Genomic DNA, 11,682 nt, shown 5'->3' with positions numbered 1-11,682 from the left:
CTTATGCCATCCGACGAATCCCTGGGCGTGTCAGCTCATCCAGAGCGTAACTATCAGGACAAAGATTATAAGCGTTACCGAGGTCACCGCAAGCACCACTATCGCAAAGTGCGCATCGTCAAGTGACTGGCGAATTGGCTCATCGTGATCGTCGGGTGGCAAGGGCAAAGACATAACTATCCTGTGGAAAATAGGGGCCGCAGGGTGTAATGCGGTGAGTGACAGTGTAAATGAAAGGTTGTTTATCGTCCGGTTTTTTCGTTCGGAAAATAAACTGGCCCGTGCCAGTACCGCACGGACCGGATATCAGACGCCGCGCCAGCGTCTGAAGATCAGAGATGTGTTAATGCCACCAAAGGCAAAATTGTTGCTCTGGATATAGTCGGTTTCAATCTCTCGCGGCTCACCCATGATGTAATCCAGCTGACCGCCATCAGCGGCCGGTTGCGTCAGGTTAAGCGTGGGCGCAAACCACCCTTCCCGCATCATCTCAATGCTCATCCAGGCTTCCAGCGCCCCGCAGGCACCCAGCGTATGGCCAAAATAGGATTTCAGAGAGGAGATCGGCGTTGACTCGCCAAACACCGCCGCCGTCGCCAGACTTTCTGCCCTATCACCCCGCTCAGTGGCTGTGCCGTGCGCATTCACATAACCGACTTCTGATGCGGTAATACCGGCGCTCTGCAATGCCCGCTTAATGCAGATCTGCATGGTTTCCCGCTGCGGCTGCGTGATATGGGCGGCATCGCAGTTGGTGTGGAAGCCCGTGATTTCAGCATAAATTGTGGCACCACGCGCCAGGGCATGATCCAGCGACTCCAGGATCAACGTGCCGGCCCCTTCGCCTATCACCAGGCCATCGCGTTGCTGATCAAAAGGCGCTGGGGTGGTGTGCGGTGCATCATTGCGCTGGCTGGTTGCAAAGAGGGTATCGAACACCGCCGCTTCCGACGGACAGAGCTCCTCCGCACCACCCGCCACCATCACCGTCTGATATCCATGACGAATCGCCTCCCAGGCATAGCCAATGGCCTGGCTGCCTGACGTACAGGCGCTGGAGGTCGGGATCACCCGGCCGCGCAGGCCGAAAAAGAGCCCGGCATTCACGGCGGTGGTATGCGGCATCATCTGCACGTACGTCGTGCCGGTAATATTGTTGGTGTGCTTTTCGGTCAGCATGGTGGCGAACTCGCTGACCGGCCCGGTGCTGCCGGTAGAGGAGCCGTAGGCGATGCCCGTCTCTCCGCTGGTCAGCACCGGATGGTCAATCAGCCCTGCCTGGGTCAGCGCCAGTTCGGTCGCACGCGTTGCCAGCAGCGAAACGCGGCCCATGGCGCGGATACGCTTGCGGGTATAATGCGCAGGCAGTTCAAAGTTATCCACGGGCGCGCCGAGGAGGGTATGCAGTCCGTCATAGATCTGCCACTCCGGCATAAAGCGTACCGCGTTGCGCCCGGCACGAATACGCGCCGAAACCTCAGCCCAGGATTCACCAAAGGCAGTTACGCCGCCCATACCGGTTACGACCACCCGCTGGATCACAGCATGCCTCCATTAATTGAAATCACCTGACGCGTTACGTAACCGGCGATATCGGACATCAGATAGCTCGCCAGTCCGGCGACTTCGTCAGCCGCGCCCATGCGCTTCATCGGCACGATCTTCATCGCTTCTTCGATCACCTGAGGCTCGAGCCCCTCCATGCCGGTATCGATCAGACCGGGCGCGATGCAGTTAACGGTGATTTTACGTTTAGCCAGCTCAATCGCCAGCGCCTTGGTAGCCCCGATAATGCCCGCTTTCGCCGCGCTATAGTTGACCTGACCGCGATTGCCCATCATTCCGGAGACCGAAGAGAGGGTAATAATGCGGCCACCGCGGCGCAGGCCGATCATCGGCATCACGCAGGGCTGGATAACGTTGTAAAAGCTGCCGAGGTTGGTGTGGATTACACTGTCCCACTCCTCATCCGTCAGGGCGGGAAACGCTGCATCACGGGTGATACCAGCATTGCTCACCACGCCATAGTAGGCCCCGTGTTGCGCAATATCCGCTTCCAGCGCGGCACGGGTGGCTGCCCGGTCAGCCACATCAAATCCCAGCACACGACCACTGCCGCCTGCAGATTCGATCTGCTGCAGGCACTGCTCAGCCCCCGCGCGGTCGCGGTTAAAATGAACGATAACCTGATAGCCATCCTGGGCGAGACGCAGCGCAATCGCGCGGCCAATGCCTTTACTGGCGCCCGTGACTAATACCGACTTTGTCATGGCTGATTTCCTTGTGACATTAATTGCTTTAACTCTGTTTCATTGGGTTGCCAGGTGTTGAGACGACCGCTGGCAAGCCGTTGCGGGCCGTAACAAATATCGCCCTCAAAGCTGCCCATACGGTCATCGCGCATCAGCAACGTCATTCTGATGTCCAGCGTGACGTTCGCGTGAAAGTACGGCTGATCTGCCCGCCAGCCGCGTCCACCCAGCAGCATGCCGGGCGGGATAAGGGTTGCGCCACCCTGCTTTGCATGCCAGCCCGACCAGACGCCCACGGTTTGAGCCATCATCTCGACGCCAAACCAGGCAGGCAGTTCGCCCTGTGGCGTCAGAAACGGCGCCAGTACGCCATCGGCACTGGTCGATACCTGACAGTGAACGTGCTCTTCATCAACGGCAATCAGCTGATCAAGCAGCAACATCGGTGCAGCATGCGGCAGCCAGAGTGCCGCGGGAGAATTAATGTCCATCAAGGCGTCCCAGAATCAGGCAGGTGTTGTTGCCACCAAAGGCGAATGAATTAGAGGCGATGACCGGCCGTTGCAGCGCCTGTGGCTGTAACAGCAATCCGCAATCCGGCAGCGTCTCATCCTGCGCTGCCGCGCTAAAATCCTGCGCAGGCAGCGGCAGATTGTTTTGCAGGATCAACGCGCTGAGCGCAGCTTCGCACACACCCGCCGCGCCGAGCGTATGGCCGGTCAGATGTTTGGTTGAGCTGCATGGCACCGCATTGCCAAACAGACGATGAATCACGGCGGCTTCCATCTGATCGTTCAGCGGCGTGGCGGTACCATGCAGATTGATATAACCCACCTGCTGCGGCAACAGATTCGCCTGTAGCAGCGCCATTCGCATCGCCCGTTCAGCGCCTTCGCCCTGAGGATGGGGCGCAGACATGTGCCAGGCGTCAGAAGATTCACCTGCACCCAACAGCGCCAGCGGCTGCGGTTCCCGCGTCAGCAGCATCAGCGCGGCTCCTTCGCCAATCGAGATGCCGTCACGCTCGCGGCTGAACGGCGCGCAGCGGCGCTCAGAGAGCGATTCCAGACTGTCGAAGCCGTTGATCGGCATCCGACTCAGCGAGTCTGCACCGCCCACCAGCGCGACATCCGCCAGCCCTGCCGCGATCAGCCGCTCACCACTGATAATGGCGCGGGCGCTGGAAGAGCAGGCGGTAGAAATGGTATAGGCCGGGCCATCCAGCTGCAGGTAGTGCGCCAGAAAACGTGACGGATCGCCAAGCTCCTGCATCTGGTAGTGATAATCGGGCTGGCCGCCGCAAATCTGCTGATCCCCCTCATCCACCCCCGAGGTGCTGGTCCCCAGTACGATTGCCACTCTGCTGGCTCCATAGCGTGCAATCGCCGCGTCAAGCGTCGGACGGATTTGTATCAGCGCGGCCAGCAGCAGCTGGTTGTTGCGGGTGTTATGCGCGCTAAGGACAGCAGGAATCGCTGGTAGCTCACCTTCAACTCTGCCAAGCCAACAGGCGCGATCGCCGCTAAGCCAGCCATGACGCAACTGCATGCCGGGTGCTTCACCTTTTTTCAGGCTGGCCGCGATCTGCTGGCTGTCATTTCCCAGGGCATTCAGCATGCCGATAGCAGAGATATAAATCATGAGGCGTCCAGATGTTGAATGCGGATCTGATAGCCAAAGGCATGCTGCCGAATGCTGACTGGCTGGCGCTGATTACCCCGTTGCAGATAATCAATCTCCGTTACCAGCTGATTATCGGCATCCCTTAGCTGGCGCTTTAATCCCTTATCCTGCAGCTTCCAGCCTGGTGGCAGCTGTTTTTGCCAGGCATCCAGCGGCCAGTAGCTGAGCATGATGTCTGCCAGTACCTGACTCGCGGGCGGCATCTGCGGCAGCGGCATCAACTGCTGGGTATGAATACCGCTGGCATCATAGCGCAGACTGAAGAGTCGAATACCCACCGAAGAGAGCCCCGCCAGATCAATTTGCTGTTCATCAGCACTGAGCAGCACCAGCAGTGACTGACTCTGACCTTTAACCTGGCCGGTCAGCAACTGCTGCTGTTGAAAGGCGGGACGGATGCCTGGCGGCGGCAGCGTCACCTTCACGCCCGGTTTGAGCCAGGCGGTGGGACGGCTGCTATCGGGTGCAGGTCCGGCACAGGCGCTGAGCAGCAAAGCCATCAGCAGAATACAGGCGGCGCGGATCATCGTTTACTCCTTGATCGGGTGGGTCGCATCGCCAGCGGTGACAGCAGGAAAGCGCTGAAGATGCCGCTGCATAATACGGTGCCAAAACTGGCAATCGCGCTGGTGCTGCTGAATACCAGCATGCCCAGCGTCAGTAAGGTGGTGATCATCGCCAGCGATACCGCCAGCAATGAGGTCAATGGTGTACCCTGTGGGTTGCTGAAAAAGAGCGTGTAGTTAATGCCGATCCCCAGCACCAGAATCAGCGCCAGCAGTGCAAACAGGTTCAGCGATGCGCCGATCCAGCCCAGCGTTGCCAGCGCCATCGCCAGCGACAGCAGCGACGGCAGCGCGCTGCGTAAGCCCGCCTTTAATCCCAGCCGCAGTACAAAACTCAGGGTGATCAGCAGCAGCGCCAGTGCCAGTAATCCGCCAAGCAAGGTGCGCCAGAAGCTGAACAGCGCATCGTAACTCGCCTTGCGATCGATCCAGCTGACGCCAGGATGCTGCTTAGCCAGCTCTGCGAGTGCGGCGCTGTTTTTTACGCCGCTGGTGGGGATCAGAACGCCGCTCTGCCCGTCCGGCAGCGTCAGCCACAGCAGACGCCAGCCCTCACTCAGCGGACCCGACAGCCAGGCATCGGGTGTTACCGGCATTGGCGTCAGATCTGGCGCGGCAAGGGCAATTCCCGCCTGCTGCAGGCGGGCCGTAATCGTCGGAACGGCCTGTTTCAGCAGCTGCAGATCCTGCTGTTGCTGTGCCAGCGACTTCAGCGGCAGCAGACGATAATGTTGCAGCCAGCCCTGCTGCTGTGCCTGATGAAGATCCGGTGCCAGTTTTTCCAGCCGCTGCAGCGTCTGCTGCGCGTCATCGCCCCAGACCACAAACCAGGTCTGATCGGCACGCTGACCGGTTAGAGTAGCGAGCTGGCGATCCTGTTCCAGCAACTGTGCCGGGGCACTTTGCAGATGCGCAATATCATCATCTATCTTTAATTGAGCGATCCCGGTCAGGGCGAAGATGGCCATCAATACGGGTAATCCGACACGCAATCCGCGCTGGCGACGCCAGGCGGCAAGCCAGCGCGCCAGCGGCACCATCAGCGGCACAGGGCGCACCGGTAATCCACGTACCAGCCACGGCGTCATCAGAATTACCGTCAGACAGGACGCGGTTAATCCGCTGGCGGCAAACACCGCCAGCTGACGCAGTCCGGGAAATGGCGCGAGCAGCATCAGCAGCCAGGCAATCGCGGTGGTCGCAAGCGCCAGTAGCAGCGTACCGCGGACTTTGCGCAGGCTCTCCCACGGTGACTGCTGTTCGCCGTGAACCATACGCTCAGTGAGATAATAGAGCGTGTAATCCGCCGAGATGCCGACAATACTCAGACTCATCACCAGCGTCATCAGATGCAGCTCACCGAAGCAAAGCAGCGTCACCACTGTGCCTGCCATCGCGCCAACCGCCACAGACGTCACCGTCAGCAGCAATGGACGCAGTGATCGGAAGACCAGCAGCACCAGCAGGACGACGCCACCCAGCGTTACACTCCCCAGAGTTTTAACATCGTGCTGCGCACGCTGGCTGGCGTTGTCGCTGAACAGGACAGTACCCCGCGTCAGCAGTTTCGCCTGCGGCCAGCGGCTTTTAAGCTGCTGCTCCAGCGCGCTAAGCCGGGTCACCAGCGCATGACTCTGCTGCATACTGAAAGCATTGTTCGCCAGTTCGCCATGCAGAAAATACCATTGCTTACCCTGCTCGTCTTTTACGGTCAGCCAGCCATCATGCAGCGTCATACGCCCGGCATTCTGAGCCAGTGCCAGCTGTGAACCGCGCACCAGCATCAAAGGATCGCCCTGCAACTCTCTGCTGCTGACGCCAGAGAAGGCTGAAAAAAGCTGCGCCAGCAGCCAGTCCGCCTGCGCTTCACCCCCGTTCTCCAAGCGGCTGCGTGTCGCCTCATCAAGCAGACCATTGCGGTGTTGCCAGGCGAAACGGCCCCACTGCTGCTGCTGCTGTGCATCAAGATCGCCCTGCACATGCATCAGGTCAGGCAGCGCACGCAACTGCGCCAGCCACCAGGCAGCGACCTGCGGATCGTCCTGCTCACCGGGTGAAACCAGCCACACCATCTGGCGATCCAGCCGCTGCATAAAAGCCTGCTGTAGCGCAGGCGGTGCCGCGCCCAGATTCTGTTGCGGCAGCAAAGCCAGCACGCTGCTGTTGAGCTGGCTGCGCGGCAACAGAAAAGCGAGCGCCGCCGCCAGCAGCAGACAGATGGCCAGCCACAGGATCGCCAGCAGCCGATCGTTACGGCCCGGCAAAACGTGCTTGCTCCTCGTCGCTTAACTGCGGCGGTTCTATGCGGGTGTTACTGAGCTGAATCTGGGTTTTATCGCCCTGCTTATCATCCAGGTTGATGCTGTCCAGGAAGGTATTACCCGCCAGCGAGATACGGTTGAAGATTTTGTTGAGTGGCGCAGCTTTGGGCGTCAGGTCCAGCGTCCAGGCGCCGTTGCCACGATCGCTGAAGGCCACGCTGAAATTTTCGTTAAGCACCTTCTGGTCAGCCTGGAACAGCGCCCGCAGCAAATGATTGAACTGGAACATCTGCGGATTGCTGTCAGCGGTGATCACCTGGGGCTTCTGGCCGTTAAGGCTTTGTACCATGCGCTTATCATCCAGCAGCAGTGTCATCACAAACGGCGTCTGCTGATGCCACCATAACCCCTGCTCACGGGCGATCAGCATTTGACCGTGCGACACCAGCGGCTGACGCATACCTGAAATGGTGCGCGTCTGGGTAAAGTCGGCCCGGATCACCGGCTGGCTGGCAAAACGCTGCTGCAGCTGATCCAGTGTGACTGCGCTGGCGGCACTGGCCCACAATAGCAGGCCGGCAAGCACTATTTTCAGCATCCTTTTACTCCTAAACGTTCCAGTAAAATATCGGGCGAAACAAAGCACAGCGCCTGACTCTCCTGCTCCACCGCAACCTGCAGCGTATGCGCTTTAGTGGTGATCTGATCGGCCGCGTTTCGCACCTCATAGTCGATGCGCAGGCGGTTCTCATATTCTGTAATCCGGGCACTGACGCGAATCGTCTCTTCACAGCGCAGGGGATGGCGATATTTAACCCGGGTATCGACTACCGGCCAGACGTAGCCACTGGCAGCCATCTCGGCATAACTGTAATTGATGCTGCGCAGCAGAGCTTCGCGTGCCACTTCGAAGAAGCGGAAATAGTTACCGTGCCAGACCACACCCATGGGATCACAGTCGTGGAATGAGACGGTCAGCACGACTTCAGCATGATGTTCAGTCATGGTCAGACTCCTTGTGGTGTGCCTGGTGCTCAGGCAACGTCCAGAAATCGAAAAAGTTGAACCAGTCCAGCGGGGCCAGCAGCGCATAATGCGCCAGCCGTTGCGCATAGCGATCGACCGCCTGTTGCAGCGCCTGCTGACGTTGTGCACGGGGCAGCAGCAGCGGATCGGCAAACGGCTCACAGTGGATAAGCAGTTTACCCTGTTGCCGCAGGGCAAACATGAGCAGCACCGGACAGCGTAATGCTGCCGCCAGCACAAACGGCCCCTGCGGAAACGGTGCTGCCCGGCCCAGAAAATCGCTCCAGATGACCCGACGCTCGCCGCCGCGTTGGGGATTGACCGCCGTACGATCCCCGACAATCGCCACCCATTCGCCCGCATCAAGCTTCTGTTGCAGCAGGATTGCTGTCTCCGGCCCGATATCACTGACCGGCATCAGATTGACCCCCGCCTGCGGGGCGATAGTTTCCAGTACCGCCCGAAAGCGCCGGGCATTGTCGGTAAATACCAGTGCATTAATCACCAGTCCGCTGACCTGCTGCGCCATCGCGCGACAGGCTTCAATGTCGCCAAGATGGGAGGCCAGGATCAGCTTGCCCTGGGGTGTGGGTGCGCGGATTATCGCTTCTGCGCCCGGCGCGAAATCGATATCCCGTCCCCAGTGCAAATCCCCGCGCCAGCTGGCGACTTTATCCAGCATCGCCCCGGCGAAGCGCAGAAAATGGCGGTAGCTGTTAAGCCGTGGCGGTAATGCAACCTGCCGCTGCTGTGCGGCGGCGGTGACCTGCGCCAGCCATTGCCGTGAAGCGCTTCGCGCGCGCTGACCGCTCAGCCAGTAGACCGCGACGACCGGCCAGAGCAGCAGCGTAAAGGGCAGCCGCCCGCCATAGCGATACACCGAAAGCATAAAACGTAATCCCCACTGTCCGCGCCGCTCCGTTTCCACAGACCAGTGTGCTGGCGCGTTACGCATCGCCAGCAGACGCGGGATGCGCGGCAGCATGCCGAAGAACAGACGGGTATGCATCCAGGAGATGCGCAGATTGTCATAGAGCGCATCGAAGTGCGACAGCCCGCTGGCGGGATAGGTGACGCGGGTCGGGATAAAGCGACTGCGTATGCCCTGCCAGTAGAGCCGCACCATGATCTCAGTATCGAAATCCATGCGCTGACCGATGGCACGGCGATCGCACAGCGCCAGCGTGGCGGCCAGCGGATAGACACGAAAACCGCACATGCTGTCGCGGATCGACAGCGACAGCGTTTCAATCCAGACCCAGAAGTGCGTGATATAGCGACCGTAAAGACGTGATTTAGGGATCGAATCGTCATAAATCGGCTGTCCGGAGATCAGCGCGTCGGGATAGCGCTCAGCTTCCGCCAGCATCAGCGGCAGATCTTCCGCCTGATGCTGACCGTCCGCATCAAGCTGCACGGCATGGGTGAATCCGCGTGCCGCCGCAGCGCGCAGACCATGAATCACCGCCGCACCTTTACCCTGATTGCTGTCGAATCGCAGCACAGTGAGCTCTGGGCCGTACAGCGTCGCCAGCTGAAGCTGAGTCGCCGTGTCGCTGCCATCATCCACGACGATAACCGGCAGATTAAACGGTGCCAGCCGAGCCAGTACCGATGCCATCATCGCACCATGGTTGTAACACGGGATCACTACGCAAGGCGTAAACGGCAGGGTTAGCACAGCGCGATCTTCCCGATGCTGGCGCTCTGCTCGCCGTCGTGACTGAGCAGGCTGTAACGGAAACTCAGGCGCGACTTTTCAGCATCCCAGTCAAGACGCAGTTGCAGAAGTGAGTCAGGTAGCACCGGCTGCTGAAATTTGATGTTTTCAATGGCGGCAAACTGCTTACCCGGCGCGAGCAGTGACACGCCGTAGTGCATCACCCAGTCCAGTTGAGCCACGCCAGGCAGAATAGGCAGCGTCTGAAAGTGGCCCTGGAACCAGAACAGTCCGGCTTCAACCTGCAGAATCAGCGTGGCGCTGTCAGCCTGCAACTCCCGGCTTCGTTCAATCGGCAACATGAAAAAGTTCCTCTATTTGCGGCCAGGCGCGTTTACTTTGGGGGGTAACCGGAATGGTGGCAACAATCCGCCAGTAGCGCGGCATCGCCAGCGGTTCCAGCCAGCACTGCAGCTGGCGTTTCCATTGCTGTCTGTGCTGGTGCAGAGCCGCTTCATCCAACGTGCTGGTGAGCGACAGCACGACGCCAATTGCCTGACGATCATGACGCGTGACCACCAGCGCCACGGCATCGTCGATTTCCGGCAGATCGGTCAGTCGGCGCTCTATCTCGCTTAATGAGATGCGCTTGTCTCCAATTTTCACGATGCGATCGTGACGTCCTGCCAGCTGAAATCCGCCATCCGGCTGCATATTCAGGCGGTCGTCCAGCGCAAGGCCGTTATCACCCGCAATCAGCGGCGACCAGACCTGCCAGCGTTCTGGCGTCACCTGCTCAAGCCTGACGCCAGAAAAACTTCGCCACGGTGCATCGGCCCGATCGCACTGACGCCAGGCCAGAATGCCGGTTTCGGTGCTACCGTAGATTTCACTGACCGGGCAGCCAAAGCGCTGCCAGGCCTGTTCTGCATCCGGCCCGCGCAGGGTGCCACCGGCAGAGACAATCAGTTCACAACCGGGCGCGTCGAGCGTACTGTCCAGCCGCGATAAAAAAGCCGGGCTGCTGATAAAAGCATAGCGACAGTCGCGCGGGAGCTGGGCCAGCTGCTCGCCGTAGAACAGCGGCTGAGCGGAAAACGGCAGCCTGAGCGTCATTGGCAGGAAAAGTCGGAACGATAAACCGTAAAGATGCTGATGGCTGACGGAGGCAATCACACGACAGCCTTGCAGCTGTTCGCCCCACAGAGCGCTGAGCCAGCGGCTCTCCTGCTCCATCACCGTCAGTGACTTCACCACCTGACGCGGTGCGCCGGTGGACCCCGAGGTAAAGAGTATCAGCGCTGAGCTCGCAGGCAGTGGCGGCAGCTGGCCCTGGGCTTCTGCCTCATCCCACGTCAGCAGCGGCAGGCTGACCGCCAGCGGCATGTCGCATAGCACGCCATCCAGCTGATCCTGCATCTCATCCAGCAGCGCGGCGCGGCTATGACCCGGCATCACCGGCGTTTTACCGGCATACCAGCAGGCCAGCAGCGCCACACAGAAACGATAACTGTCGTCAAAACAGAGCGCCCAGTGCGTGCCCGGCTGTGCCGCTAAGCGCAGGCTAAGTGCCTGCACCTGACGACGCATCGCGCCGAGCATCAAGGGTTGATCGCCTCGCCAGGCGACTTCACGATCGGCGCCTGTCAGCCACTCTGCCACGCTCATGCTTTTCGCCTCACACGCTGACGAACCAGCCACTCAGCGCCCATCAGCACGCCGATCAACAGGTAGCTGATGCCACCGTTCCACAGCGTCCAGAGCCGCAGATCGTCCTGCAGACAGGTATAGAAAGCCATGCTGCCGTTGCCGATAAAAAACAGGCACCAGATCTGCGTGACGCGACGGGTGTAAGGCACTGCGGCGGCAGGAAGTTCTGGCTCACGCAGCCGGGCAATACGCTCCACCAGCGGCATCGCGCTCCAGAGTGAAGTACCGAACACCAGCAGCATCGCCAGATTGACCGCCACCGGATACCACAGCAACAGATGCTGAGCGCGTAACAGCTGGCTGCTGATACAGAGCAGTGCGCCGAGCAGCGCCAGCCAGCCCATGACTGCGCCCAGCGCGTTCTGCTGACGACGCAGTTGCAGCCAGCGCAGGCCAAACAGCAGCGCCAGCAGCCAGAAGAGTCCCTGCCAGCGCGGCTGGGTCAGCGCCAGCCAGACCAGCAAGGGCCAGGCCAGCAGCGTAAGCAGATTGAGCAGGCGAAGCGTAGCAGCAGGCACGACGGA

At 60.0% G+C, this 11,682-nt stretch carries 13 protein-coding genes; all 13 read right to left on the bottom strand.

Features of this window, described 5'->3' with window-relative positions; all coding sequences use genetic code 11:
* Nucleotides 1-30: 30 nt before the first annotated feature.
* Nucleotides 31-174, bottom strand: coding sequence for a hypothetical protein (locus P2R09_RS03125; protein WP_003849938.1), 144 nt, complete (start codon nt 172-174; stop codon nt 31-33).
* Nucleotides 175-306: 132 nt separating this feature from the next.
* Complete coding sequence (locus P2R09_RS03120) at nt 307-1,542, bottom strand: beta-ketoacyl-ACP synthase (protein ID WP_275767016.1); 1,236 nt, start codon at nt 1,540-1,542, stop codon at nt 307-309.
* A complete protein-coding gene (locus P2R09_RS03115) occupies nt 1,539-2,270 on the bottom strand; it encodes a 3-ketoacyl-ACP reductase FabG2 (protein WP_275767014.1) in 732 nt (243 codons plus the stop codon). Before P2R09_RS03115 ends, P2R09_RS03120 begins: the two co-directional genes overlap by 4 nt.
* On the bottom strand, nt 2,267-2,743 hold the full coding sequence (locus P2R09_RS03110) for a hotdog family protein (RefSeq protein ID WP_275767012.1): 477 nt from the start codon (nt 2,741-2,743) through the stop codon (nt 2,267-2,269). The genes P2R09_RS03115 and P2R09_RS03110 overlap by 4 nt, the downstream gene beginning before the upstream one ends.
* The gene (locus P2R09_RS03105) at nt 2,733-3,893 is read right to left on the bottom strand and encodes a beta-ketoacyl-[acyl-carrier-protein] synthase family protein (RefSeq protein WP_275767010.1); all 1,161 of its coding nucleotides are present in this window, start codon (nt 3,891-3,893) and stop codon (nt 2,733-2,735) included. The genes P2R09_RS03110 and P2R09_RS03105 overlap by 11 nt, the downstream gene beginning before the upstream one ends.
* The gene (locus P2R09_RS03100; protein WP_275767008.1) at nt 3,890-4,462 is read right to left on the bottom strand and encodes a DUF3261 domain-containing protein; all 573 of its coding nucleotides are present in this window, start codon (nt 4,460-4,462) and stop codon (nt 3,890-3,892) included. The genes P2R09_RS03105 and P2R09_RS03100 overlap by 4 nt, the downstream gene beginning before the upstream one ends.
* Nucleotides 4,459-6,765, bottom strand: a complete 2,307-nt coding sequence (locus P2R09_RS03095; RefSeq protein WP_275767006.1) for an MMPL family transporter — start codon at nt 6,763-6,765, stop codon at nt 4,459-4,461. Before P2R09_RS03095 ends, P2R09_RS03100 begins: the two co-directional genes overlap by 4 nt.
* Nucleotides 6,752-7,360 (bottom strand): outer membrane lipoprotein carrier protein LolA, encoded by a 609-nt coding sequence (locus P2R09_RS03090; RefSeq protein ID WP_275767004.1) that lies wholly within the window; start codon nt 7,358-7,360, stop codon nt 6,752-6,754. The genes P2R09_RS03095 and P2R09_RS03090 overlap by 14 nt, the downstream gene beginning before the upstream one ends.
* The gene (locus tag P2R09_RS03085) at nt 7,354-7,767 is read right to left on the bottom strand and encodes a thioesterase family protein (RefSeq protein WP_003849946.1); all 414 of its coding nucleotides are present in this window, start codon (nt 7,765-7,767) and stop codon (nt 7,354-7,356) included. Before P2R09_RS03085 ends, P2R09_RS03090 begins: the two co-directional genes overlap by 7 nt.
* Complete coding sequence (locus P2R09_RS03080; protein ID WP_275767001.1) at nt 7,760-9,469, bottom strand: glycosyltransferase family 2 protein; 1,710 nt, start codon at nt 9,467-9,469, stop codon at nt 7,760-7,762. Before P2R09_RS03080 ends, P2R09_RS03085 begins: the two co-directional genes overlap by 8 nt.
* A complete protein-coding gene (locus tag P2R09_RS03075) occupies nt 9,463-9,810 on the bottom strand; it encodes a hydroxymyristoyl-ACP dehydratase (protein ID WP_275766999.1) in 348 nt (115 codons plus the stop codon). The genes P2R09_RS03080 and P2R09_RS03075 overlap by 7 nt, the downstream gene beginning before the upstream one ends.
* Nucleotides 9,797-11,116 carry an AMP-binding protein gene (locus P2R09_RS03070; RefSeq protein WP_275766997.1) on the bottom strand — a complete coding sequence of 440 codons (1,320 nt, stop codon included), beginning with the start codon at nt 11,114-11,116 and terminating at the stop codon, nt 9,797-9,799. Before P2R09_RS03070 ends, P2R09_RS03075 begins: the two co-directional genes overlap by 14 nt.
* Nucleotides 11,113-11,676 carry a hypothetical protein gene (locus P2R09_RS03065; RefSeq protein ID WP_275766995.1) on the bottom strand — a complete coding sequence of 188 codons (564 nt, stop codon included), beginning with the start codon at nt 11,674-11,676 and terminating at the stop codon, nt 11,113-11,115. Before P2R09_RS03065 ends, P2R09_RS03070 begins: the two co-directional genes overlap by 4 nt.
* Nucleotides 11,677-11,682 lie beyond the last annotated feature (6 nt).

This window comes from Pantoea sp. Cr_R13, assembly GCF_029222565.1.
GTDB lineage: Bacteria > Pseudomonadota > Gammaproteobacteria > Enterobacterales > Enterobacteriaceae > Pantoea > Pantoea eucalypti.
The sequence above is the reverse complement of the archived record's forward strand: the minus strand, read 5'-3'. Positions and strand labels throughout refer to the sequence as shown.